22 protein-coding genes, 1 tRNA gene and 1 other RNA gene are annotated in these 22,964 nt (G+C 60.1%); 13 read left to right on the forward strand and 11 right to left on the reverse strand.

The genetic code is table 11. The features are described from left to right. Positions 1 to 6 precede the first annotated feature (6 nt). Complete coding sequence (locus BCV67_RS14815; RefSeq protein WP_062168832.1) at positions 7 to 1,455, reverse strand: hypothetical protein; 1,449 nt, start codon at positions 1,453 to 1,455, stop codon at positions 7 to 9. A gap of 246 nt (positions 1,456 to 1,701) precedes the next feature. On the opposite strand from BCV67_RS14815, the gene BCV67_RS14825 reads away from it, so the two are divergent. Next, positions 1,702 to 2,843 (forward strand): IS3 family transposase gene (locus BCV67_RS14825; protein WP_156455858.1). Its coding sequence is split into 2 segments (ribosomal slippage): positions 1,702 to 1,939 and positions 1,939 to 2,843, totalling 1,143 coding nucleotides; the frame shifts between segments, so codons are not numbered across the junction. A 34-nt stretch (positions 2,844 to 2,877) separates the two neighbouring features. Next, on the forward strand, positions 2,878 to 3,261 hold the full coding sequence (locus tag BCV67_RS14830; RefSeq protein ID WP_062168828.1) for an AEC family transporter: 384 nt from the start codon (positions 2,878 to 2,880) through the stop codon (positions 3,259 to 3,261). A 119-nt stretch (positions 3,262 to 3,380) separates the two neighbouring features. Here BCV67_RS14830 and BCV67_RS14835 read toward each other — a convergent pair whose 3' ends face one another. The 3 genes from BCV67_RS14835 to BCV67_RS14845 all read right to left on the reverse strand — a co-directional run bounded on the left by BCV67_RS14835 (position 3,381) and on the right by BCV67_RS14845 (position 8,127). Next, a complete protein-coding gene (locus BCV67_RS14835; RefSeq protein WP_065868229.1) occupies positions 3,381 to 3,977 on the reverse strand; it encodes a TetR/AcrR family transcriptional regulator in 597 nt (198 codons plus the stop codon). A gap of 74 nt (positions 3,978 to 4,051) precedes the next feature. Beyond that, positions 4,052 to 6,013 (reverse strand): oleate hydratase, encoded by a 1,962-nt coding sequence (locus tag BCV67_RS14840; RefSeq protein WP_062168826.1) that lies wholly within the window; start codon positions 6,011 to 6,013, stop codon positions 4,052 to 4,054. A gap of 911 nt (positions 6,014 to 6,924) precedes the next feature. Further along, positions 6,925 to 8,127: a tyrosine-type recombinase/integrase gene (locus tag BCV67_RS14845; protein ID WP_062168824.1), complete on the reverse strand. Its 1,203-nt coding sequence runs from the start codon at positions 8,125 to 8,127 to the stop codon at positions 6,925 to 6,927. A 308-nt stretch (positions 8,128 to 8,435) separates the two neighbouring features. Here BCV67_RS14845 and BCV67_RS14850 point away from each other — a divergent pair, with 308 nt between their 5' ends. Further along, the gene (locus BCV67_RS14850) at positions 8,436 to 8,834 is read left to right on the forward strand and encodes a DUF6165 family protein (RefSeq protein WP_062171686.1); all 399 of its coding nucleotides are present in this window, start codon (positions 8,436 to 8,438) and stop codon (positions 8,832 to 8,834) included. A gap of 353 nt (positions 8,835 to 9,187) precedes the next feature. On the opposite strand, the gene BCV67_RS14855 is transcribed toward BCV67_RS14850, so the two are convergent. Beyond that, a complete protein-coding gene (locus BCV67_RS14855) occupies positions 9,188 to 10,234 on the reverse strand; it encodes a glycosyltransferase family 9 protein (protein ID WP_062168822.1) in 1,047 nt (348 codons plus the stop codon). Positions 10,235 to 10,255: 21 nt separating this feature from the next. On the opposite strand from BCV67_RS14855, the gene BCV67_RS14860 reads away from it, so the two are divergent. Together BCV67_RS14860 and BCV67_RS14865 are read left to right on the forward strand one after the other, a co-directional pair. Next, positions 10,256 to 11,005 carry a 3-deoxy-D-manno-octulosonic acid kinase gene (locus BCV67_RS14860; RefSeq protein ID WP_062171684.1) on the forward strand — a complete coding sequence of 250 codons (750 nt, stop codon included), beginning with the start codon at positions 10,256 to 10,258 and terminating at the stop codon, positions 11,003 to 11,005. 1 nt (position 11,006) lies between these two features. After that, positions 11,007 to 11,771, forward strand: coding sequence for an MBL fold metallo-hydrolase (locus tag BCV67_RS14865; protein ID WP_062168819.1), 765 nt, complete (start codon positions 11,007 to 11,009; stop codon positions 11,769 to 11,771). Between the two features lie 275 nt (positions 11,772 to 12,046). On the opposite strand, the gene ffs is transcribed toward BCV67_RS14865, so the two are convergent. After that, positions 12,047 to 12,143: signal recognition particle sRNA small type (ffs, locus tag BCV67_RS14870), an RNA gene on the reverse strand. Positions 12,144 to 12,454: 311 nt separating this feature from the next. Here ffs and sugE point away from each other — a divergent pair. Continuing rightward, complete coding sequence (gene sugE / locus BCV67_RS14875; RefSeq protein ID WP_062168817.1) at positions 12,455 to 12,772, forward strand: quaternary ammonium compound efflux SMR transporter SugE; 318 nt, start codon at positions 12,455 to 12,457, stop codon at positions 12,770 to 12,772. Between the two features lie 8 nt (positions 12,773 to 12,780). Here the strand turns inward: sugE and BCV67_RS14880 are convergent, their stop codons facing one another. Together BCV67_RS14880 and BCV67_RS14885 are read right to left on the reverse strand one after the other, a co-directional pair. Then, positions 12,781 to 13,233, reverse strand: coding sequence for a GNAT family N-acetyltransferase (locus tag BCV67_RS14880; RefSeq protein WP_062168816.1), 453 nt, complete (start codon positions 13,231 to 13,233; stop codon positions 12,781 to 12,783). Between the two features lie 121 nt (positions 13,234 to 13,354). Further along, positions 13,355 to 15,631 carry a GH92 family glycosyl hydrolase gene (locus BCV67_RS14885; RefSeq protein ID WP_231732502.1) on the reverse strand — a complete coding sequence of 759 codons (2,277 nt, stop codon included), beginning with the start codon at positions 15,629 to 15,631 and terminating at the stop codon, positions 13,355 to 13,357. Positions 15,632 to 15,921: 290 nt separating this feature from the next. Between BCV67_RS14885 and BCV67_RS14890 the strand changes: the two genes are divergently transcribed. The 4 genes from BCV67_RS14890 (at position 15,922) to BCV67_RS20185 (ending at position 17,057) form a co-directional block, all read left to right on the forward strand. Beyond that, positions 15,922 to 16,179 carry an AbrB/MazE/SpoVT family DNA-binding domain-containing protein gene (locus tag BCV67_RS14890; protein ID WP_062168811.1) on the forward strand — a complete coding sequence of 86 codons (258 nt, stop codon included), beginning with the start codon at positions 15,922 to 15,924 and terminating at the stop codon, positions 16,177 to 16,179. Continuing rightward, a complete protein-coding gene (locus BCV67_RS14895; protein WP_269465312.1) occupies positions 16,176 to 16,535 on the forward strand; it encodes a type II toxin-antitoxin system ChpB family toxin in 360 nt (119 codons plus the stop codon). Before BCV67_RS14890 ends, BCV67_RS14895 begins: the two co-directional genes overlap by 4 nt. Before the next feature lie 217 nt (positions 16,536 to 16,752). Continuing rightward, positions 16,753 to 16,923 (forward strand): hypothetical protein, encoded by a 171-nt coding sequence (locus BCV67_RS20180; RefSeq protein ID WP_156455857.1) that lies wholly within the window; start codon positions 16,753 to 16,755, stop codon positions 16,921 to 16,923. Further along, positions 16,920 to 17,057, forward strand: a complete 138-nt coding sequence (locus BCV67_RS20185; RefSeq protein WP_156455856.1) for a hypothetical protein — start codon at positions 16,920 to 16,922, stop codon at positions 17,055 to 17,057. Before BCV67_RS20180 ends, BCV67_RS20185 begins: the two co-directional genes overlap by 4 nt. Before the next feature lie 477 nt (positions 17,058 to 17,534). Here BCV67_RS20185 and BCV67_RS14900 read toward each other — a convergent pair whose 3' ends face one another. Beyond that, the gene (locus BCV67_RS14900; protein WP_062168807.1) at positions 17,535 to 18,491 is read right to left on the reverse strand and encodes a hypothetical protein; all 957 of its coding nucleotides are present in this window, start codon (positions 18,489 to 18,491) and stop codon (positions 17,535 to 17,537) included. A 349-nt stretch (positions 18,492 to 18,840) separates the two neighbouring features. Here BCV67_RS14900 and BCV67_RS14905 point away from each other — a divergent pair, with 349 nt between their 5' ends. After that, positions 18,841 to 19,617 carry a hypothetical protein gene (locus BCV67_RS14905; RefSeq protein WP_156455855.1) on the forward strand — a complete coding sequence of 259 codons (777 nt, stop codon included), beginning with the start codon at positions 18,841 to 18,843 and terminating at the stop codon, positions 19,615 to 19,617. A gap of 41 nt (positions 19,618 to 19,658) precedes the next feature. On the opposite strand, the gene BCV67_RS14910 is transcribed toward BCV67_RS14905, so the two are convergent. Together BCV67_RS14910 and BCV67_RS14915 are read right to left on the reverse strand one after the other, a co-directional pair. After that, entirely contained in the window at positions 19,659 to 19,961 is a 303-nt protein-coding gene (locus BCV67_RS14910) for a DUF3892 domain-containing protein (protein ID WP_062168803.1), read from the reverse strand. Between the two features lie 355 nt (positions 19,962 to 20,316). Next, positions 20,317 to 20,409: transfer RNA gene (locus BCV67_RS14915), tRNA-Ser, on the reverse strand. Positions 20,410 to 20,548: 139 nt separating this feature from the next. Here BCV67_RS14915 and dnaX point away from each other — a divergent pair. After that, positions 20,549 to 22,567 carry a DNA polymerase III subunit gamma/tau gene (dnaX, locus tag BCV67_RS14920; protein ID WP_062168801.1) on the forward strand — a complete coding sequence of 673 codons (2,019 nt, stop codon included), beginning with the start codon at positions 20,549 to 20,551 and terminating at the stop codon, positions 22,565 to 22,567. Between the two features lie 5 nt (positions 22,568 to 22,572). Continuing rightward, positions 22,573 to 22,893, forward strand: a complete 321-nt coding sequence (locus tag BCV67_RS14925; protein ID WP_062168799.1) for a YbaB/EbfC family nucleoid-associated protein — start codon at positions 22,573 to 22,575, stop codon at positions 22,891 to 22,893. Positions 22,894 to 22,964 lie beyond the last annotated feature (71 nt).

A 22,964-nucleotide genomic window follows, 5' to 3' on the forward strand; every position in this document is an offset into this window, starting at 1 on the left:
TCTTCGTTACTGCCGAGAACCCGCGGCCCCGAAGGGTGCCGGATTCCACGCAAGGTATTGGTTTGCGATCAGTTCCGCCAAGGAATCGCAGTAGTCGTTTAGGTTCCGGACTGCACCGTCAATGGAGTCAATTGAAGGTGTCCCAAGGCATCTGGCATATGCTTCCAATCGTGCCAGACGGAATCGGTGCCAAGCTTCGTGCTCGTCCAATCTGCCAAGGATGGCTGCATGGATCGCGCAGAACCGGTTGTAAATCACTTGTAACGTGCCATGCGGAATGTAGTCCTCGATGTGGAGCTCTTCAATACTTCGACTTTCATCCAGTTGGCCTAGGATGTAGCTACTGATTTCATCAGAGGTTTGGCCTATCCATGATGGCGTGTACGAGATTTTCTCGGACCGGGTACGTAGTTGGCGAACTGTGCATAGTGCTGCGACGCAGTCGGAGGCCGATAGCCAGATATCGCTGAGTCGCGCTCTGCCACCTTGATGAAAAATGTAGGAGTACAGAGTTTTGGAAGAAGCGCTCTGCTTCTCCAGCAGTTGTGCTGGTTTGGTTGGTATGCCTGTCGCCTTTGCAACAAGTAGCGCGAGCTCGGATCGGTTTTCGCTTGTGAACGCAGGGAATGCTTCCACCGACATAAAGGGCGTTCGAGGTGTTATGGGTACTCCGATGCTCTTCGATAGATTGCTGCAGAACCGCGCAAGGTCTGCGGTGATCGGCGGCATTGCCCTAGAAAGTTTTGCTATTTGGAGGATGTTTCTACGCTCTGCTGCAAAGTGTAGAAAAGGCAGCTTGAGAATGTGTGTGTAAAGCGCTTCGTTTAGGGGCGTGGATGCGTGCCGGTACGAAGGCGGACGATGAAGGTTGATGGCGCTTGCTAAGCTACTAATTCCATGCTGAACGAGCAGGGGCGACAGCTCGGCTTTGGCTTTGAAGGGGTGGGTTATTCTCTCTTCTTCGCGGGTGATGGTGCTTAGCAGGTTACTTAGAGAGGGTAGGGATGTTTGGATATGGTCTAGGCGTTCTTGGGAAATTTCCAAGGAGAGCTTGGGTAGAATTGTGGAGAAGGCTTTTGAGGCAATTTGGTTGCGCGACTTAACGCCGGTGAGTGGGACCTCCAAAGTGGCTCTTTCGCCTTGTTGAGGTGATCGAAGGTGGCGGAAAAGTTGCGTACCCAAGCCTTTGTTCACTTGGTATAGAAGTTTGATCGTCTTGAGGGTACGTAGGGGCAGTGGTTCTGAAAGGCTTGCGTAGACCCGGCCGGTGAAAAGGCCGACGAATTCCAAATTTGCTTCCAGACTATCGAGGTTGACCTCGCATGAGCCAGGCTCCTGTTCTGAATCTATCTCGTCCAGAAGCTCCCGAAGTGTCGCTGTTTCGTTACCGATACCGATCGCATCTTCACTGAACTCGAAGCGCTTGGTGTTCTGGGCTTCGTTGGGCTTTTTCATGGATGAGATTGCTCTCTTAGCATTGAAGCAGTTAGGCGATGCAGCATGACGGAAGAACCCTGGATGTATTGATTGGCAGCGCGGGGCTCGTGGGCAGGGCTGAGCCGATACAGTGCAAGGCAGGTTTCTGGGGTGCATTGGTGCGTGGCAAACCGCTGATGGATGGGAAGTGGCCGGCGAGGGTGAATCGCCCAGGATTTCGTAGACACCTCGCAGCCATAAACTATGGCTTAGGCGGAGGTGGTTATGAGCACGAAGCGTTACACGGATGAGTTCAAGATCGAGGCGGTTCGACAGATTGTCGAGTACGGCCGACCGGTAGCTGAGGTGGCTGAGCGACTAGGTGTGTCGGTCCATAGCTTGTATGGGTGGAGACGTCAGCACGGCCAGGGAGAGGTGGGGCGTCGCGTTGAGCAGGACCAGAACGCTGAGGTTCGTCGACTTAAGGCTGAGTTGCGTCGCGTCACTGAAGAGCGAGACATCCTAAAAAAAGCCGCCGCGTACTTTGCCAAGGGGTAAGAGCAAAGTACGCCTTCATGAAGTGCCATGTGGATCAGTTCGGGTTGGCAGCCATGTGCCGGGTACTGAGTGTCCATCGCAGCGGTTACTACGCCTGGCTTCGAGGCCCGATAAGCCCCCGCGAACGGGATGACCAACGACTGCTTGGACTGATCAAGCACAGCTGGCTTGAGAGTGGCTCGGTCTACGGACATCGCAAGATCACTTCGGATCTTCGCGAGCTAGGGGAGACGTGTAGCAGGCATCGCGTAGCGCGATTGATGAAGAACGAAGGGCTTCGGGCGATGGTTGGCTATGGCCGTAGACCGCGCCCATTGAGTGGGCCCGTGGGCTCAGTGGCAAAGAACGTCTTGGCGCGCGGTTTCAAAGTAAGTGAACCGAATCGCGCATGGGTAACGGACATCACCTACATCCGAACCTACGACGGCTTCATGTACTTAGCCGTTGTGCTCGATCTGTTCTCACGCCAGGTGGTGGGTTGGGCGACGCGCCCCACGCAGCACACCGACTTGGTTCTGCAAGCGCTGCTCGCTGCGGTTTGGAGGCGCAAACCCGCTCCAGGTTTGCTTCTGCACTCTGACCAAGGAACGCAGTTCACCAGCGAAGACTGGCAGTGCTTCCTGCGTAAGCACGACATCGTATGCAGCATGAGCCGACGAGGAAATTGCCACGACAACGCAGCAATGGAGAGCTTCTTCCAGCTGTTGAAACGCGAACGGATTAAGCGGCGGATCTACAGCAATCACGACGAGGCACGCGCCGATGTCTTCCAGTACATCGAGATGTTTTACAACCCGACACGGCGACACGGTTCCAATGGCGGCCTGTCCCCGATAGAGTTTGAACGGCAGTACGCACTAAACGGCTGAAGAGTGTCTACAAAAGCCTGGGCGATTCATATCCATGTTTTCAGTTTTGGCGATTGTCTTGCCGATTTTTGCTCTAGTCTTCGCCGGTTGGCTAGCTCGCCGGACGGGGGCGCTCGGTCCGCACTCCACGAGCGAGCTCAATCGCTTCGTCGTGTACTTGGCATTGCCGGCCCTCCTGTTTGATGTGGTGGCCAATGCGCACTGGCGTGAGCTTTGGCACCCCGGGTTTGTCCTGAGTTTCGGCGGTGGCACGGCGGCGGTGTTTGTCGCAACGGTGCTTCTGCGCAGGTGCAGCGGTCACGCTTTGGCCGACGCCAGCATCGACGGGCTCAATGCCTCGTATGCGAACACCGGGTTCATTGGTTTCCCCTTGGCGGCAGCCGTGCTGGGCTCAAGGCGGCGTGTGTTCCGGTTGTAGCCCTTCGCAGCATTGGCTGAACGGATCATCGAAAGATCTAGCACTCAACGTGTGCTGGTGGGTCATCGGCGCATCCTGGTGGCCCGTTGACGATGAACCACCGCTACTGTGTAGGCGCCTTAGTTGGCTATTCCTAGAGCGACCCGCAAGAATGCCAAGAAGGTGTCTTCTCGCGGGGCGGCTGTCGGAATCTGCTGGAGGATGAGTCCAAACCAGAGCGCGTAGAGCCCTTCAGCGGCTTGATTCACAGGGATGGGCGTGTTCAGGTGTTGTGAGTCAACAATGCTTCGAATGAGTTCTGAGAACGCTGTGTGGTAGCCAAACTTGGCCGAAGTGTAGGACAGGGCAAACGCCGAATCCCGATGGGCGTGAAGCTGCAACTCCATTGCAAGCAGCGACCAGTGCGTTTGGCTGGCCAAGTTGCTCAAGTGGATGGCAAGTCGAGATATCAGCGCCTCATGCCCGGCGTGAGCCATCGATCGGATGATTTCGCAGAGGGCGTTTATCTCTACGTGGATGTGGTCAGCCATTACTGCTAACAGCAGTTCGTCGCGGCTAGAGAAGTTCGAGTAGAAAGCCCCTTGGGAGTAGCCGGCCTTCTCGCAAATTGCACGCAGCGACAGCGCCCCAATGCCTCCCTTGGCGATGAATTCTGCGGCGGCAGCCATCAGCTTTTCGCGGGTCTCGAGTTGGTTCTGTTCACGTGTCTTGCGCATGGCATCGGCGTTCATATGGAAAGTAAAAAGGGGAGGGGCTCTGGCCGCCTCCCCTTGCTAGGCCCGGCTTGCTATCAGGCGCCCGGCTTCAGTTTATCCCGAACATGATGGATCCAATCAGACACCGCTCCAAGTGCCGCCGCCGCAGTGTGGTTGGCCTTCATACGCGAGCTTGCCGCTTGATCGCTGGATCCACCGTCTCCTGCTGGCAGCGGCGGGAGGATGTGGGCGAAGTAGGTGTTGTCGAGCAGTCGATGGAGCAGCCGCTCGCCCATGAACGGCTCGTTGTTGTTCAGGGCACGAGCACCCTTGATCAGATTTCGGACGTCGTATTGCGTGGGGCTGATATCGGCGACCTGCTTTCGTAGCCCCAGAAGCGTGTACACGCCAATCCGCGCAGTCCTGACGGAACTCTCCATGGTGAAGATGATGTCATTAGACGTCTCCACGAATTGGCCCAGCAGAGCGAGATTGGTGCACCCGGCTGGAACAACACGCGGTCGATCTCCAGCAGCTCGTGGCATAAATTGAGCCGTGATGAATGGCATCAGGGCAAGGCGAACCTTGGTCTGTCTGGCCACTTCATCCACCTGATCCACAATGCCGAGGTGGTAGCAAAGCTCAGCAAGAATTTCGCGGCCCGTACACTCAGGCATTGGTTTTAGTACATGGTTGCCTTTGCTGTCCATGACCAAGGCATAGACCCAAAGCACCAGTACGTCGTCTGGTTGTGTGGGGAAATGCGGTTGACGATTGCAGGTGAAGCTGAGAACCCAGTTCGAGTCGGTAAAGGTGATGATTCCACCGGTCACCGTTTTTCCCGAATAAGGGTCATTGATTGAGAGATCTTTGAGGCGCTCGGTCAACGGCGAAGGCTTGCACGTCAGGGTGGCAGACTCCCACATCGAGCGACTGGGTTGCCCGCAGAACTTTTCAGGCTTACCAAAGACGTGGGACTTCTTGGCCAGGTTCTGCCACAACGCCCAATCGCTTGAGTCGCCAGGGGGCGTGGTGGCTCGAGTGAGGTCGGGAGCAGTATCCAGATCGCCGTAGGCTGTACCCTCCGTCATCGATCCAGTCAGGGCAAAAACCACGTCCTTCGCGCCGATGTCAATCTTCTGATCCCGCCCGTCTACCTTCGCAAGAATGGAGGTCACGGTACGCTCGCCGTTGTTGTCCGTCATGTCCAGGTCGTAGACGCGCGTGCCGAATTCTACGTTGACGCCTTGGCCCTTGAGGTAGTTGACCAGGGGGACGACGAAGCTGTCGTACTGGTTGTATTTTGGGAACACGAGCGCTGACATATCCGTCAAGCCGTCGATTGCATCCAAAAAGCGATGCATGTACAACTTCACTTCCAGCAGACTTTGCCAGTTCTGGAACGCAAACATCGAGCGCCAGAGGTACCAGAAGTTGGTCTCCAGAAAGCTATCGCTGAAGTACTGTTCGATGGTGATGTCATCGAGGTCCTCCTTGCGCTTCAGGAGAAGCTTGATCAATTCCCATTGGTGGGCGGAAGAAAGCCCCAAGGTGCTGAAATCCCGAATTTGGCCTTGCTTGTGCATCAATCGGGACTTGGACCAATTAGGATCATTGTCGTTCACCGCCCGATACTCATCCAAGACCGAGTAAGGGGACGGGTACTCCAGCGCGGGAATGTCCTGGAAGAGATCCCAAAAGTGATCGTAGTTCCAGTTCATCTCGCGCCCGCCTCGGATCAGGTAGCCATCTTCGGCGTTCCCTGAGCCGTCCAGTGATCCGCCTGGAGTGCCCACGGCATCGAGGATGGTTATGTCCTGCCCCTTCATCCGCCCGTCGCGGATCAAGTAAAAGGCAGAGGCCAGACCCGCGATTCCACTTCCGATGATCCATGCTTTCCTGCCTTCCACTTGATCCACAGGCAGGGGGCGGTTGCGCATATAGGGTCCAACAGTGTCCGGAGGCGGCAGCGTATCCGAGGGCCCCTTTCGCCAGTGCCCATCCCCTACGTTCGCTTCAATGCTCGGTCCAGCTTTGGGATAACTCACTTCTTCCATGGTCGTTCCTTGTTGATGAGACGCCTCCTCAGTCTATTTGGAATATCGAGTGAAAGCCAGATTTCAAGTGGAATCCATCTCAGCCTTGAATGCCTAGTCGGAGGTCCCAGAGCTGCTTGCGTGCATGCGCCTGCGGGGATGCTCCAGGCGAAGTTGGGGATTTGGGTTGCGGAGGGAGAGTCGAAAGCTCCTGCGTTCAGGGCGCGGTGTTCGGACACGCTGACCGTGCAAGGCCTGCAACCTGTTCTGTCGCATCAAGCGTGCAGCAGAGTGCTTGATGCATGTCTCTCCTACCTTTCGCAGGCCAAGGAACACCCTCGGTGAAGTAGGGGCCGTGCTAGCGAAGCGACGCGCGGATCAGCCGAAACAACCGCATCATCCTGAGCTTGATCGGAAAAAGATGTTCCCGTCATGAGTTGTCGTCTGCTCGAGCAACCCCGAGCAGACGGCACGTCATCTGGATGCTGAACTCACCTCGGAGAGAATCGATGAGGTTATAAGCTCGCTGGGTCTTGCTGATGACTTGGCCTTTGCAGACATGGCCGCCTCCCGAGGTTATTCCGGCGGAGCCTAGCTCTGTCCGGAATGTATTGGGAGCGCCAAACTGACCAGGCCGCGCATTTCATTGATAAAAGCCATTGGCGATCCAGTTGACTCGCTCGCAGCCGCTTTGGGCCGTTCCCAAAACCATGTCGCGAGCTGTCCCTTGCGTGTGAGACGGCGCAGCTCGGATTGTCCGGATTCTTTGATGTACCGGCACTCTTAGCTGTGGACGCTAATCGCGCCCAAGCGGATATTCGCCCCGTCTACATATAACTGCTACGTGGTGAATCGCACAGATTCTCAATGGCGGACATTCCCCAATAGAGTTTTAGCTGCAATTCGTGAAAGCCTTGGCCAGTCTTTCAGCTTTATTGCTCTGGCTGAATGTAGTCAGCCCACGCTTGCATCATCGGTCGTCGCTGATCCAGTAAGTCGGTTCGATGATATGCCGCCTCAACCTGATTTTTAACGGTGTGAGCTAGAGCGCGCTCAGCCAAGTCCCTGGCGTATCCTTTTTCGCTGCACCAGTCGCGAAAGCTAGAGCGGAATCCATGTGCTGTGGCTACTCGGCTCTCTGAATCGCTGGGGGCCGAGAGTCTACGTAATAGGGCAGTCAGAGTCATATCTGACAGTACCTTTCGGGCTTGAATGGATGGGAATACGAGTTCGTCGTCATGGCCGACTTGCTGTTGGAGCAAGGCCACTGCCTGCTTGGAGAGTGGAACTCTGTGAACTTGTCTAGCCTTCATTCGGTCTGCTGGAACTATCCATAGCCCGTTACGTAGATTCACCTCACTCCAAGTCATGGCTCGGACCTCGCCGGAGCGGGCGCCCGTCAGGATCAGAAAAAGCAACGCGCGGCGGGTCACGTCGAATTCACCCGCGGTTGCCAACTCCGCTCCGACAAATGTGGGGACGTCCTGCCAAGGCATTGCGGGCTGGTGTTCTTGGCGGATCGTCTTGCTGGGTTGCTGAGGGAGCAAGTGGTTGACCACATCCACGGGGTTAGCTTGGTTGAAACCGTGCGCCCAGCCCCAAGCCATTACGGCATGAATACGCTGTTTAACGCGTGAGGCAGTTTCGGCCTTTTCAAGCCAGATGGGGCGTAGGACTTCGGCGATGTGCCGAGGCTGTAGCTGGTCGATCGGCAGGCTCCCAATTTTTGGGAAGACATACTCGACCAGTGTGTTGATCCACTGCTGGGCATGTTTGTCATTCCGCCAGCCAGGCCTCATCTCGGTGTGGACCTGTGTCGCAGCCTCCTTAAAGGTCGGTATCTGGAGCTTGGTGGCTTCCAGGGCTTTCACTGTTAAGGGGTCCTGTCCCGTCGCGATCAGGTCTCGCATCTCTCGAGCCAGCTTCCCTGCTGCGGCAATAGTGACTTGTGGATAGCCGCCTAACCCAGCGTTCCTACGTTTCCCAGTCGAGGGGCTGACGTATCGAAATACCCATTTTCCTTGGCCCTTCAGGGTCGATGAGGGGAGGAGGCTCAGGCCAGTGACGGCTCCATGAGGTACTGCGCGACTTCCGGGAAGGATGCTTCGTGCTTTGACATCGGTGAGAAGTGACATGAGTTCTTTGGTGTTTCCGGTATGCCATCCAGTATGCCATTTGGAGGGGGCTGTTGATGGACAGTACTGGACATGTTTGGAGTAAGGGTTTGTGTAAGGTATTGAAATTAATGCATTAAATATGAGTTTTCTGGATTGCCTTGGACCGGGCTGGACGAGTATTAGGCAGACCCCCTCTCCGCCAGATACTGGAAAAAGCCACCTTCGGGTGGCTTTTTCTTTTGCGGCAGCCTGAGCCGCTGGAAAGCGGGCGAAGGCCGCGCGGCTGCAGCGGCTACACTGTGCGCCTGATCAACCTGGTAAGCCCCATGTCAGAAATTCTCGTCCCCGTGTCCTTTGGTGAGTTGCTGGACAAGATATCCATCCTGCAGATCAAGTCCGAGCGCATGAGCGATGCGGCAAAGCTGGTCAATGTGCGCAACGAGCTGAGCGCGCTCGACAGCACCTGGGCAGCGCATCCGGCCGCAGCGCAGGACATCAGCGCCCTGCGCACGGAGCTGAAGGCGGTCAACGAGCGCCTGTGGGACATCGAAGACGACATCCGCCTGAAGGAGAAGGCCCAGGCCTTCGACGATGCCTTCGTGCAGCTGGCGCGCAGCGTCTACATCCAGAACGATGAGCGCGCGCGCATCAAGAAGGCCATCAACCTGGCGCTGGGTTCCAGCTACGTGGAAGAAAAGTCGTACCAGGACTACCGCGCCGGCTGAATCTGTTCTGCAGGAGCGGCGTAAGCCGCGAAGCTCATGGATCACCAGATCGCGAAAATTACTGGTGGGTCAGCACAGCCAGCTTCGCCGCTGACGCAGCTCCCACAAAAAAGCCTATATCCGCTTTGTAGGAGCGGCATAAGCCGCGAAGCTCGTAGATCAACAGATGGCAGAAATTCCCTGAGCTGCAGCAATGCCAGCTTCGCCGCTGACGCAGCTCCTACAACCAAGCACAAGCCTGCCTTGTAGGAGCGGCGTAAGCCGCGAAGCTCGTAGGTCAACAGATGGCAGAAATGCCCTGAGCTGCAGCAATGCCAGCTTCGCGGCTGACGCCGCTCGTGCACCGCCGGCTCTCAGCCCGTATGGTCTGCGCGATAGCGCTCGAATGCGGCAATCGCATCATCGACGGTGATCAGCGACATCACCTCGTCGAACTCGATCTTGGTGCCCCATTTCAATGCGCTGGCCGGCTTGTGCAGATAGCGACGGGCAGCGTCGTCATAGCGGTCGACGCAGTAGCGACGGTCGGAGTAGGGGCCGCTGCGCGCCGGGTTGCTGGCCGCATGCAGGCCCAGCACCTTGGTGCCCACCGCATTGGCGATATGCATCGGACCCGAATCTGGGGTGACCAGCAGCGTCGCGCGGGCCAGCAGGGCGGGCAACTGCTTGAGCGTGTCCTTGCCCACCAGGTCCAGTGCCGGGTGCTTCATCGCGGCGAGGATGGCATCGCTGGTGCTGCGTTCCAGCTCGCTGCGGCCCCCGCACAGCACCACCCGCCAGCCCTGGCTCGCCGCATGGTCGGCCAGCGCGGCGTGCCGCTCGGGATACCAGTTGCGGCGCTGGTGGCTGGAGCAGGGCGAGATCATCAGTACCGGGCGGCCATCCTCGTCCCACTGCGCACGTGCCCACTCATGCGCTTCCGCTGGCGTTGCCAGGTCCCAGCTGACCTCGGTCTGCTTCAAGCCCAACGGCTCGCAGAAGCTGCCAATGGCGTCGAGCACGTGGATGCCCGGGCGGTCGGGGATGCGCTCATTGATGAAGAGCCCATGCAGGTCCTTGGAGCGCGACCTGTCATAGCCGATGCGGCGCTTGGCCGGAATGAAGGCCGACAGCAGGTTGGCGCGTGCGGCCACCTGCATCTGCAGCAGCGCGGCGAAGCGTCCCGGCGGAAATTCGCGACGCAGCGCACGCATTCCCGCCAATCCGCTGTTCTTGTCGTAGATATGGAAGCTGACCCCGGGCAGGCCATCGAGTAGCTTGTGGCCGGCCTTGTCGATCACCCAATGCAGCGGCGTGCCTGGAAAACCCTGCTGCAGCGTGCGTACCAGCGGAACCACATGGGTCACATCGCCCAATGCCGAGAGGCGTAAAAGACACAGTGGGGAGGACGATGCAGGCATGTGTTGTTAGACTCGCTGATGATGGTCGCATTTGACGCCACTGAAGCGCTGACGCCCTGCCGCGATGGTCGCGGCTATGGCGCCATTCTGTTCGACCGCGAACGCCTGCGGCAAGCCGATCCCGGCTTGTTCGCGCCTGCGCAATGGGGCAGCAAGGCGCATCCGGTAGGCGAGGGCGGCCGTGGCGGGGCATGGTTCATCGACGCACCGTTCGGCCGCAGCGTGTTGCGGCAGTACCTGCGCGGTGGCGTCGCCGCCAAATTCAGCCGCAGCAGCTACCTGTGGCGCGGTGCCAACCGCACGCGCAGTTTTGCCGAATTCCGGCTGATGCGGGAGTTGATCGCGCAGAAGCTGCCGGTGCCGCGCCCGTATGCGGCGTTCTACATGCGCCAGGGCCTGCGCTATGAGGCGGCAATCCTGATGGAGCGGCTGGAAGACGTGCGCTCGCTGGCCGATCACGCGCAGGTCACCGGCCGTGCCGCGCCCTGGGAAGAAGCCGGGCGGATGATTGCCCGTTTCCACCGGGCCGGCCTGGACCATGCCGATCTGAACGCCCACAACATTCTGTTTGACGATGCCGGCCGTGGCTGGCTGATCGATTTCGACCGCGGCGTGTTGCGCATTCCGGCCACCCGCTGGCGCGAGCGCAACCTCAAGCGCCTGCTGCGTTCGCTGCTGAAGCTGCGCGGTGCGCGCAGCCGCGAGGACGTTGAGCAGGACTATGCGCGGCTGCGCCGTGCCTATGATCTGGCCTGGAACCGGGGCGTGTGAGATGAGTTGGGCGTTGCGTTTTCTGGGTGTCGGCAATGCGTCGGCAGTGGAGCTGGGTTCGCCGATGTCGGTGATCGAGCATGGCGGCCAGCCGTGGCTGACCATCGATTGCGGCGGCGAAGGCCTGACCGCCTATCGCAGGCATTACGGCGCCATGCCCGATGCCTTGTTCATCACCCATATCCATCTGGACCACGTGGCCGGTTTCGAGCGCCTGTTCGTGGATGCGTTCTTCAACCCGCAGCGACGCGGCAAGGTGCGGCTGTATGTGCCGGCACCGCTGGTCCCGCTGCTGCACAAGCGGGTAGGGGACTACCCGAACGTGCTCGCCGAAGGTGGCGCCAACTTCTGGGATGCCTTCCAGCTGATCGTGGTGGGCGATGCGTTCTGGCATGAAGGCGTGCGCCTGGAGGTATTCCCGGTACGCCACCATTGGCCGGAGACCGCCTACGGCCTGCGCCTGCAGGGCGCGCTGGTATGGAGCGGCGACACCCGCCCGATCCCGGAGATGCTGGCGTGCTTTGCCGGCGACAACGAACTGATCGCCCACGACTGCGGCCTGCACGGCAACCCGTCGCACACCGGCGTGGACGACCTGGAGCGCGAATACGACGCCGCCACGCAGGCGCGGATGATGCTCTACCACTACGCCAGCAGTGCCGACGGCGAAGCACTGCGCGCCCGCGGCCACCGCGTGGCCATGCCGGGCGAGTGCGTGGTACTGGCGGAGCCGACGGCGCCGCGTGCGGAGCTGTTTGAGGGGTGAGGCGCAAGTTGCAGCTGTCGCGGCTGTAGAAGCAGCGCAATTGCACGAAGCATCAGTCGCTCAATAGAAACGATATCCGAGCCCCTCTCCCGCCCGCGGGAGAGGGGTTGGGGTGAGGGCAAGCAGGAGCCGTATTAAATAAGCCCGCAGGTACCGCCCCGAAGCTCCAAAGCCCCGGGTGCACTGTGCTTACCCGGGCTACAAGGCCACAACGCGTACATGCAGCACCACCGCTTCATCAGCGGCGGAACTTTCCAAGGCCCAAAAAGGTGGCGACCCCGCCGGCTTACCTCGGCGCCCGCGTCGATCGATACCGTTGCTGCCTTCCGGCCCTGGCGGGATTTTCGACCTAGCGTCGCGAGGGGCCGACGGGGCCACCATAGAGACGATCAGGCCGCGCGATGCGCGGCCATTCACGATACGAGAGGCCGGGGCGATGAGATCATCAGCCGCCGATGCTTCATGGACCGGACACAAACTGGAGCAGGTCCTGATCGTGTGTGGCGATTGTAGCGTATGCATGCACCAGCCGACCAGACTTCCGGCTTGAACCCCGTGTAACCCGCTGCCGCCGTTTGACGGCCCACAAGGTCCGGCTTGGATAGAATGCCCGCCCAACGGAGGACGACCTCCGCCCATCACGGGACTTCACCCAGGACGGCCTGGCTTCTCTAGGAGGCTGTATGGCTTGGATCTATCTCGTGATCGCCGGTGTGCTGGAAATCGTCTGGGCGCTGGCAATGAAGCAATCCCACGGTTTCACCAAGCTGGTACCCAGCATCGTCACCCTGGTTGGCATGATTGCCAGCTTCTGGTTGCTGGCCCTGGCCATGCGCACCTTGCCGCTGGGTACCGCCTATACGATCTGGACCGGTATTGGCGCGGTGGGCGCGTTCATCATCGGCATCGTCTTTCTCGGCGAACAGATCAGCGCGATGCGTATCGGCGCGGCCGTGCTGATCGTCAGCGGCCTGGTGCTGATGAAGCTGTCCAGCAGCTGATAGCGGCTTCAGCCCTCGCGCAGCAGCAGCGTCATTTCGACCGCATCCAGACCCGGGCCGTGGCCATCCACCACGACCCGGGTCACGCCGAAGCCGAGCTGCGCATAGAAAGCCTGCGTGTGCTGGCTGGTGCTCAGCTCCACACGCTTCACGTTCGGGTTCTGTCTGGCCTGTTGTAAACGCGCAAGGCTCAATTGCCTGCCCAAACCCTGCCGCTGCAGGCTGCGCTCGACCATGCCCCAGCAGAAACCGGCCACACCATCTGGTCGGATCGATAACCCGCCGCAGGCGATAACGCGGCCATCTTGTTCGATCAGCTGATAGGCGCAGTCCTGCGCATCGCGCTGTAGAAAACTCTCGAAATCGGCGCGCTCCGAAGGTGCGAAGTAGCCCGGCACATTGCTGTCGAACAACCACATGCAGGCTTCGGCATCAGTGGATTGATAGGGACGGATCAGCATGTGGCAATGAGTTTTGGCTTGGGCCTTAGCCCCTCTCCCCTTGCGGGAGAGGGGTTGGGGAGAGGGGAGCGCGAAGCGTGCTTTTACCGCCGAGTACCGCGATAAAAATCAAACATCCAAATCACCGCGACATCGAATAAGGCAACTTGGCCGCATCAGCAGCCCAAGACTTGTCCGGCTCAGCCTGCATCACAAACCGCAGCTCCCCACCCGCAACAATCTCCTGGTGCGTCACATACGCCCGATCCAACGGCCTGCCATTGAGGCTCACCGAACCAACATACGTATGCGCAGCATCCAGCCCAGTAGCAACGATGCTGAAGCGCTTGCCATCAGGCAGATTCAAGGTTGCCTGCGGCAGGAACGGCCGGCCGATGATGTACTGGTTGCTGCCCGGCGTAACCGGATAGAAACCCAGTGCGGTAAACACATACCAGGCCGACATCTGTCCGAGATCATCATTGCCGGCCAAGCCATCGGGGCGTGCGGCGTACTGCGTATCCATGATCTGCTTCAGCCGCGCCTGCGTACGCCACGGCTGCCCGGCATGCGCATACAGATAGGCGACGTGATGGCTGGGTTCGTTGCCATGCGCATACCAGCCAATCAGGCCAGTGATGTCTTCCATGTGCGCGAAGATGGACGGGTCAACCTTGGCCTCAAACACATCGTCCAGGCGCTGCAGCAGCTTGTCGCTGCCGCCATGCGCCGCCGCCAGACCGGCAACATCCTGAGGCACATACCACGAGTACTGCCAGGCATTGCCTTCGGTGAAGTCGGTGCCATAACCGCTGGCACTGGGATCAAACGGCTCGCGGAAACTGCCATCGCGCTTGCGCGCCCGCATGAAGCCGGTGCCCGGGTCGAAGGCATGCTTCCAGTTTGCCGCACGCTTGTTGAACTCGCTCGCCACTTCGGTCTTGCCCATGTCCTTGGCCACCTGCGCGATGGTCCAGTCGTCATAGGCATATTCCAGCGTCTTGCTGGCCGCTTCGCCTTCCTCGTCGATAGGCACATAGCCGAGCTCGCGGTACTGCGCGATGCCGTCATACGGGCCGTAATTGGCGCTGGCGACCATCGCCTGCAAGGCCTCTTCGGTATCGTAGCCACGGATGCCTTTCATATAGGCATCAGCGATCACCGGCACCGCGTGGTAGCCGATCATGCACCAGGTCTCCAGACCGTGGAACGACCACACCGGCAGCACCCCGTAAGGGCTTTCGCGACGTGAGGCCAACAACGAATTGACGAAGTCATTGGTGCGCTGTGGCGGCTGCACGAGTGTGGCTAACGGGTGCAGGGCGCGGTAGGTGTCCCACAGCGAGAAGGTCGAATAATTGGTCCAGCCCTTGGCTTGGTGCACCGCGTTGTCCGGCCCGCGATAACGGCCATCGCTGTCCATGAACAAGGTCGGCCCGAGCAGCGTGTGATACAGCGCGGTGTAGAAGCGGGTGCGTTCGTCTGCGCTGCCCTGCGCCTCGACCGCGCCCAAGGCCTCGCTCCACTGCTGTTTCGCCGCCGCGCGCATGCCGTCGAAATCCCAACCCGGGGCTTCCGCATCGAGGTTGGCAATCGCGCCTTCCTCGCTGACCGGCGAAATCGCTACCTTTACCAGCAAGGGCTTGCCAGCCTCCGGCGCGACATCAAAGGCAGCAACCAATTGCCGGCCCTCGATCTGCGCGCGCTGCGCCGGGTCTTTCTCGCCCGGCGGCGGGAAACCTTTGTAGGCGACATCCTGCTCGGTGTCGTGCAGTTGATGGCCGCTGAGCGGCTGCGAAAAACGCATGGCGAAATACAGCTGCCGGCCCGGCGCCCAACCGCGCGTCTCGCGGAAGCCGGTGATCGTGCCATTCGGCCGCACCCGTACACGCGACCACAGGATCTTGCCCGGGTAGTCATACATGCTGGTACGCAGATCCAGCACGACATGCGCCGGTTTGCCGGCCGGGAAGCTGTAGCGGTGCATGCCCACGCGCGCGCTGGCGGTGAGCTCGGCGCGCACTTTGTAGTCGTCCAAGGTCACCGCGTAATAGCCCGGCTGCGCGGTCTCGCTGGCATGGCTGAAACGTGAGGTATAGCCGCTCAAGGGTTGATCCGGATTGCCGCGCTCCAGCTTCAACGCGCCGGTAGTCGGCATCAGCAGCAGGTCACCCAGATCCGAGTGGCCGGTGCCGGAGAAGTGCGTATGCGAGAAGCCGACTATCGTGCTGTCGTCATAGCGATAGCCGGCCGCCCAGCCATAACCGTCCTTGCGCGACTGGATGCGGGTATCGGGCGAAAGCTGGACCATGCCGTACGGAACGGCCGCACCCGGATAGGTATGGCCTTCGCCGCCGGTACCGATGAAGGGGTTCACGGCGGCGTAGGCGGCTTCGTTGGCGGCGGGTGAGGCCGCCATTGCCGAAGACGGCGCCAGGGATGAGGTTGCTACGGTTGCTGCAAGTACCAACAGGGTCGCGCCAAACTGCTTCATCCCGCACCTTTTGGATCGGTCTAATATTGAGAAATTAGCATGTCGATGGAGGATTTGGCGGGCCATCGGCTCTGTCGAGCCCAATTCACTGCTTTGCCCGCCCGGCCGCGGCACGGTGTTTTCCGATGGCGATGTGCTGGCTGAACCTGACGCTCTTGCGGGTTTGTCGCGTGGAAAGTGTGGATATACAATGTATCTACATTTCTGGAGGCAGCATGCACGCCAAAATTCAGCGTTGGGGCAATAGCGCAGCCGTGCGCCTGCCTGCGTCCATTCTCAAAGCCATGGATCTGGGCAGTGGTGACACGCTCGAGATTGGCGTCGAAGACGGCACGTTGATCCTGACGCCGGTCAAGGTGCGGCCCCGCTATCAGTTGTCGGAGTTGCTGGCGCAGTGTGATTTGAGCGCCCCGCAGGACGAAGAGCTGTCTGCCTGGAACAGCAGCAAGCCGGTAGGGAACGAAGCGTGGTGAGTCGCCCGCGATTTGATCGCGGCGACATCATCCGGGTTCAGCTCAACCCCAGCGCAGGCCAGGAAATGCAGGGCGACATGCGTCCGGCGCTTGTCCTGAGTCCGGCGCCATTCAACGGCACGGGCTTGGCGATCGTTGCCCCGATCACACAGGGCGGAATGGTGGGGCGAAATGCGGGGTTCGCGGTTTCGCTGTCAGCGACGGGCACCGAGACGCAGGGCGTGGTCCTGGTCAACCACCTGCGAAGCATGGATTTGAGCGCGCGCGGTGCACGAAAGGTGGAGCGAGCGCCTGCCAGTGTTGTGGATGAGGCGTTGGCGAAGGTGGCTACGTTTCTTGGGGAATCGGTGGAGTGAACTTGAAGATGCTGCGGGTATTGAGGTTGCCGGCGGCTCAAGAAACGAGCGGCGCAATCCCATCGAAAGTGATTCTGTCGATTCTCTGAACTTGGCCATGGAAATTGTTTCGCTGGCTAACAGTTAGCAGGGAAAAGCAAAGGCCACCCGATGGGTGGCCTTTGCTTTTTTATCTGGTGGAGAGAGGGGGAGTCGACAGGGCGAGCAGTTCTGCGACGTGAACGGGAAGCTGCAAGGCGTCATCCTCGCCGAACGCAAAGCCCTCGCGGCCAACAACGAATTCATCCGGGGCAAGGGCGACGCCCTCGTGAACCTATCCAATACGCTGGCCGAGCGCGCGCTTGCCGTCGCCTCCGGCGAAGACGACGACCAGGAGGATGCGGCATGAAAAACTCCATGATGCCCGGGGCCGTTCCGAACGTCCGCAAGGCGAAGGCCGTCCACGAAACGAAGCAGGCCGCGCGCAACGCGACGGCCAACAAGATGAAGACGCGCGCGGCGACGACTCGCCGCGGCGGCTGACCGGATCGGGGCCGTCCGGTGGTGGAGCGTGCCGCCGCCCTCTCCCTGCCGGATGGCCCTGACCAATCAGCAACCCACGGTACGGACGGTGACGGGGCGAACGCACCGGGGGAAGCTGTCTCTAAACAGGCGACGGTGAACCGCGCCGCGATAGCCCGCCTACGGGCTAATCTCGACTACCGCGCGCGTATGTCCGCGCAGATGAAGGCGCGCTGGGTGGACCCCGCCTACCGGGAGCGCCCGGGGCTTCCACCGCGACGAACGCACCTACCGCTGGCAGCACGTCGCGTCCGGGCGGGGCGTCTCCGGACCAAGCTCGAAATGCGGGAGGAGGAGGGCCTGCGGCCCGATTCTCTGGATAACCTCGTGTCTGGGCGCATTCAGACCTCACGGGGCTGGCGGCTCGCGCCGCGGCGCGTGCTGGGCGAGAGTCCGGGTTGGATCTTTCCGTAGCTTCGCTAGGTCGAACGCTCCCTACTATGGGTATGCGGTGCGGAGTGCTTCTTTGTGTTCTTCGCTCATTCGACTCTCAATCTCATCTAACCACGCATGGAATTCATCGAGATTCGACAAGCTAAAGACTTTGACCCCAAACCTCGCCTCTAAGTCAATCCGCGGATCACTCATCATTCCGGCCATTGGCCTATCCATCGCTATCGCGTCGCAGTACGGCGCATAGTGGGCGATATGGTCTAAGTCATAGAAAAATCCACCGACCGCCTCGGTGGCCCGGTCACTATTCGCGTAGGCTCCATTTTTGACATTGTGTTTGAGAAGCGCGCAAGCCCGCGAATGGATGTACTGATACGGTAATGCAGCAAAGTTTGGAGTGGTGAAGAATTCAGCGCACTTCCTAAACTGCTCGATAACGTCCATGTTTTCTGGCAGGTAGTGGCGCATTCTCTCTATGACCATCGAGAATATCGGTGCGGTGAACATGGCCTCGATGTCTCCGCTACCGACCCGAGCTACATAGTTTGCATAGGAGTCCCGATATATCTTGGCGATAGACGCCAACTCCGCGGCTACGTCGTGTTCAAACGTGGATTGCGATTGGCGCCAATCATCAAATAAGGCAACCAAAGCGCGGGTTGACTGTTCCTTCTTTTCCCGCAGTTCGTTGCCGTCCCCGAGTGAGCGGCGAATGTCCACAAACAGGTAGTTGTCCCAGTTGTGGACTCCTGCAGTCAACGCTTCCTTTTGTTGGGGAACATAGTCCGGTCCCGCACCTTCCAGCCATGCCTTAAAACCCTGCATTATTTGGGTTTGCTCTACTTCGTAGCCCGTGTTGAATTTGTGGCCCCTGCTCGTTCGCTTTATGAATTCGACCAATTCCGCGCCTCGCGCCCACTGAACGGCCTCGGCCTCGTGCGCAAATGATCTTGGCGAGGTAAGGACCTGATAGGCGGAAAGCCTTTGGATCTTTGCTGCCAACTCGACAAAGCGTGGATCACCGCCGCGGAAAGCTCCACTGAAAAATGGTTGATCTAGGTATACGACCCGCTTCCGAGTCGCGGGGAGCGGAACGCGAACCGAGTAGTCACACCGACCACACCCGCGGAGGACGAAGTCTGGGAGTACCATCACGTTTCCGAAGCGTTCGTATCCGCACCCCGGGCAGTTGCCGAGCACATGGGTAACTATCAATTTGTCCCCTACGATTATCCCCTAATCGATTCGCAAGGTATCGCAGTCGAATAGACAGCGATACCCCGCGTACCGGTGACAGGCAGGTGCACAAGGAATAGGCCACCCTTACGGGGCAGCTTGCTATGCTGCCCGCGTGACTATCACTCCCTGCTCTACCTTCGACCTTTCCTTGCTCCAAGCTATAAGCGATTGGCAGCGCGGCGACGAAAACCGTGAGCGTGGTGGACTACTTGGGCGAGCATTGAAGGCAGCTTGCGTGAGTCTTTCCCCACGGTTTAAGGCGTGCGACGCCCTGTGCTCTCGCCGCATAAAGCTCGACGTACCCGGTCAGTGGAAATTACTTGCCGAGGATGAGCTTGGTGAGAAGATTTCATCATGGACGATTGGCCTTGATGTGGCCCAAGGAATGAAAGACGGGATTCCTGACGAAGGGAACACCGAATCAATGCGCGCAACGATTTTCCAGATCGTTCCGCCACCTGGTAGCGTCATCGTGAATTTGGCAGCGTTGTACGCCGACAGGCAATTTTGCGAGGCCATGCAAAGCCGCTTCGCTGAAATTCCCAGTTTCGATGATGGTGCTGGAAGTTATTGGGACATTGAGCAAGAAGTGGTGCTTGAAATCGACACTGTGGAGCAAGCCGACATCTACTCGATGGGTGGCGAATCCTCTGACTTCGATACGCTGATGCTGGTCACTGCGTTCCTCGCATTTGGTCCTGACATGACAAAGGCGCAATGGGACGAATTCCGCAACCGGGCGGAATCGTTACGACACGAGGCCGGAAAGCGATGGCTTGACCCCGACGCATTCCGGCGCTCCCTCGCTCGGGTGCAACAACACGTCCCGCGCTTGCTGGAAAAGAAACGCGCCCAAGACGCGGCGAAAGCAACGCAGCGCGTAGATTGAAACAGCGAAAAAGGCATACCTTTTCGGCACGGCCTCCTGCGTTAGAACTCCGGCAGGTTTTCGAGGTTGTCCCGCGCCTGTCCGTTGTCCACGGTCCTGATGTATTCGACCCCGTTGACCTTGATGATGTAGACCAGCTGACCTTTCTGCCAATTGCCGCCGCTCGAAATGATGGTGACGAAGGTGTGTCCGTCCTTGATCGCTTTGACGATGGTCGCCCGCTCATACTCGGCCGCAGCACCAATCGTGTCTCCGTTATCCGGATGCGCCCGTACGCGGTCGATGTGCGTATGTGCTGCGTTGTACCGGACGGCCGAAATGCCGTAATCCGCCCACTTAGCCATGTTGCCTCCTACGTTGGTTGGTAGGCATGTTGTAGAGGGATGGCGTCTCACCGGCTGCGACAGGAAACAAAAAGGCCACCCTTTCGGGTGGCCTTCTCGCCTACATACCCCAGCACATCAAGCGTAGTAGGTCTTTTAGTAGGGTAGTTCCGGAACTGCTTGGCCGAAGCCACTACCTACTGGATAACTGGCGGAGAGAGGGGGATTGATTCGGTGCTGCGCACCTTCACCCTTCGGGCGGCTGCGCCGTCCCACCGGCTGCGCCGGCGGTCGAACCCGTTGGAGTTCTCATCGCCCATGCTTTCCGTCCAATAACTGAAAAAGCCGCCCACAAGGGGCGGCTTTTTCAGTTATCTGGCGGAGAGAGGGGGATTCGAACCCCCGAAGCGCGGTTTAGACGCTTACACACTTTCCAGGCGTGCTCCTTCAACCACTCGGACACCTCTCCGGATCCTGCCGCGCTAATGCCTCGGCAGGGGCGTGGATTCTATAGGGACTGGCGGCCGTTCACAAGCACCCCCTGAACAGGGTGCTGGTGGGCAGGCCGGCCATGGCACAATGGGGCTTCAGATGAAGACGGTTGCCTGATGTCCTATCTCGTCCTTGCCCGCAAGTGGCGTCCGAAGCGTTTTGCCGAGTTGGTGGGCCAGGAACACGTGGTCCGCGCGCTCAGCAATGCGCTCGACAGTGGCCGCGTCCACCACGCCTTTCTGTTCACCGGCACCCGGGGTGTCGGCAAGACCACCATTGCCCGCATCTTCGCCAAATCGCTGAACTGCGAGAACGGCACCAGCGCTGACCCCTGCGGTCAGTGCCGGGCCTGCCTGGATATCGATGCCGGCCGCTACATCGACCTGCTGGAAATCGATGCCGCGTCCAATACCGGCGTGGATGACGTGCGCGAGGTGATCGAGAACGCCCAGTACATGCCCTCGCGCGGGCAGTACAAGGTCTACCTGATCGACGAAGTGCACATGCTCTCCAAGGCGGCGTTCAATGCGCTGCTGAAGACGCTGGAAGAGCCGCCGGAACACGTGAAGTTCCTGCTGGCCACCACCGATCCGCAGAAGCTGCCGGTCACCGTGCTCAGCCGCTGCCTGCAGTTCAACCTGAAGCGGCTGGACGAGGAGCAGATCCGTGGGCAGATGACCCGGATCATGACCGCCGAGCAGATCGAATTCGACGACAGCGCCATCGTGCAGCTGGCGCGGGCGGCCGATGGCTCATTGCGCGACGGTTTGTCGCTGCTGGACCAGTCCATCGCCTATGCCGGTGGCGCGCTGCGCGACGACGTGGTGCGCACCATGCTGGGCACGGTGGACCGCACCCAGGTTGCGGCGATGCTTGATGCCCTGGCCGATGGCGAAGGCGCGCGCCTGCTGCAGGTGGTTGCTGGGCTGGCGGAGTTCTCGCCGGACTGGAGTGGTGTGCTGGATGCGCTGGCCGAAGGCCTGCATCGCATCCAGGTGCAGCAGCTGGTGCCGGGCGCGTCGGTGCCGGGCGAAGGCATCGATGGCGTGGCCTTTGCACAACGCCTGCGCCCGGAAGTGGTGCAGCTCTGGTATCAGATGGCCCTGGGTGGCCGTCGCGATCTGCATCTGGCGCCGAGTCCGCGTGCGGGCTTTGAAATGGCCGTGCTGCGCATGCTGGCGTTCCGCCCGGCGGGCGCGGTACCGGCAATGCCGGAAGGTGGCGCGCCGGGTGCCGGCGCAGGTATGGGCGGCAGCAGCCAGGCCACGCCGGCCGCGGCGGGTTCACAAGCGCAGGCAGCCAAGCCAGTCGAAGCGCAGGCCGTACCGGCTGTAGCAGCGCCGTTGCAGGCAGCGCCTGTGCAGCCTGCAACGGAACCCAAACCCGAACCGATGCCCGCAGCGGTGCCAGTCGCGCCGCCGCAAGCCGCGCCTGAACCAGTGGTGGAAGTCGCCACGGTCACGTCCGAGCCTGTGCAGGCGCAGGTAGCCGCACAGGTCCCGGTTCAAGCCACCAAGCCCGTAGCCGCCGACGAAGATCTGCCGCCATGGGCGGTCGAGGCCGCGGAAGCGAATGCACGTGACGAGGCGATGGCCGCTGAAATGGCGATGCCGGAGCCGTCGTCGCCAGCGCCGGAAATGCCCAAACCCGCGCCGGTAGCCGCAGCGCAACCGGTTCAGCCGGCCGCGCCGGCACGTCCCAGTGGTATCGCCATCGAACCGGCGGCACCCGCATCGGGCGGTCGCCCGCTCAACGATGCCGAGCAGTGGTTGGATCTGGTCGCCGACAGCAGCTTGACCGGTCCTTCGCGCGAACTGGCAGCCAATGCGGCCTTCGTCAGTTTCCAGCAGGGCGTGCTGCGGCTGGCCTTGTTGCCGGGCTTTGAGTACCTGCAGTCTGAGCGCGCCTTGAACGCCTTGGCGCAGGCCCTGTCGCAGGCCTTGGGCAGCACGCCTAAGATCCTCATTGAAACCGGCAACGTCCAGGCCGAAACCTTGCACGAACGCGCTGATCGCCAGCGCGGTGAACGGCAATCCGCCGCCGAAGCCGTGTTCATGGCCGACCCCCAGGTGCAACAGCTGATACAGCAGGGTGCACGGGTCGTGGCCGATTCCATCCGTCCCTTCAAAGAGTAAACAGCATGCGCGGCAATATCGCCCAAATGATGCAGCAGGCCCAGAAAATGCAGGAAAATCTGCAGAAGGCCCAGGAAGAAATCGCCAAGTTGGAAGTCACCGGCAGCGCCGGCGGCGGCATGGTCAGCGTGACCCTGAGTGGCACCAAGGAGTGCCGCAAGGTGCGTATTGATCCGTCGGTACTGACCGATCCGGAGATGGCTGAAGATCTGATCGCTGCCGCCTTCAACGATGCATCCAACAAGATCGATGCCGAATCGCAGAGCCGCATGGGTTCGGCCACGGCCGGCATGAAGCTGCCGCCGGGCATGAAGATGCCGTTCTGATGTGGCCGGCGCCGGCTTACCCGGCGCATGCACGTCCCCGCGCCGCGAAGCCTCCGGGCTTCGCGCGCTTG

This window comes from Stenotrophomonas nitritireducens, from assembly GCF_001700965.1.
GTDB classification, from domain to species: domain Bacteria; phylum Pseudomonadota; class Gammaproteobacteria; order Xanthomonadales; family Xanthomonadaceae; genus Stenotrophomonas; species Stenotrophomonas nitritireducens_A.

What these genes read in the sequence shown, in the direction of transcription:
- BCV67_RS14840 (WP_062168826.1), bottom strand. Translation starts at nt 6,013, where the DNA reads ATGGAAGAAGTGAGTTATCCCAAAGCTGGACCGAGCATTGAAGCGAAC.
- BCV67_RS14865 (WP_062168819.1), top strand. Translation starts at nt 11,007, where the DNA reads ATGAGTTGGGCGTTGCGTTTTCTGGGTGTCGGCAATGCGTCGGCAGTG.
- BCV67_RS14855 (WP_062168822.1), bottom strand. Translation starts at nt 10,234, where the DNA reads ATGCCTGCATCGTCCTCCCCACTGTGTCTTTTACGCCTCTCGGCATTG.
- BCV67_RS20185 (WP_156455856.1), top strand. Translation starts at nt 16,920, where the DNA reads ATGAAAAACTCCATGATGCCCGGGGCCGTTCCGAACGTCCGCAAGGCG.
- BCV67_RS14815 (WP_062168832.1), bottom strand. Translation starts at nt 1,455, where the DNA reads ATGAAAAAGCCCAACGAAGCCCAGAACACCAAGCGCTTCGAGTTCAGT.
- dnaX (WP_062168801.1), top strand. Translation starts at nt 20,549, where the DNA reads ATGTCCTATCTCGTCCTTGCCCGCAAGTGGCGTCCGAAGCGTTTTGCC.
- BCV67_RS14885 (WP_231732502.1), bottom strand. Translation starts at nt 15,631, where the DNA reads ATGGCGGCCTCACCCGCCGCCAACGAAGCCGCCTACGCCGCCGTGAAC.
- BCV67_RS14850 (WP_062171686.1), top strand. Translation starts at nt 8,436, where the DNA reads ATGTCAGAAATTCTCGTCCCCGTGTCCTTTGGTGAGTTGCTGGACAAG.
- BCV67_RS14890 (WP_062168811.1), top strand. Translation starts at nt 15,922, where the DNA reads ATGCACGCCAAAATTCAGCGTTGGGGCAATAGCGCAGCCGTGCGCCTG.
- BCV67_RS14860 (WP_062171684.1), top strand. Translation starts at nt 10,256, where the DNA reads ATGGTCGCATTTGACGCCACTGAAGCGCTGACGCCCTGCCGCGATGGT.
- BCV67_RS14835 (WP_065868229.1), bottom strand. Translation starts at nt 3,977, where the DNA reads ATGCGCAAGACACGTGAACAGAACCAACTCGAGACCCGCGAAAAGCTG.
- BCV67_RS14830 (WP_062168828.1), top strand. Translation starts at nt 2,878, where the DNA reads ATGTTTTCAGTTTTGGCGATTGTCTTGCCGATTTTTGCTCTAGTCTTC.
- BCV67_RS14845 (WP_062168824.1), bottom strand. Translation starts at nt 8,127, where the DNA reads ATGTCACTTCTCACCGATGTCAAAGCACGAAGCATCCTTCCCGGAAGT.
- BCV67_RS14910 (WP_062168803.1), bottom strand. Translation starts at nt 19,961, where the DNA reads ATGGCTAAGTGGGCGGATTACGGCATTTCGGCCGTCCGGTACAACGCA.
- sugE (WP_062168817.1), top strand. Translation starts at nt 12,455, where the DNA reads ATGGCTTGGATCTATCTCGTGATCGCCGGTGTGCTGGAAATCGTCTGG.
- BCV67_RS14880 (WP_062168816.1), bottom strand. Translation starts at nt 13,233, where the DNA reads ATGCTGATCCGTCCCTATCAATCCACTGATGCCGAAGCCTGCATGTGG.
- BCV67_RS14925 (WP_062168799.1), top strand. Translation starts at nt 22,573, where the DNA reads ATGCGCGGCAATATCGCCCAAATGATGCAGCAGGCCCAGAAAATGCAG.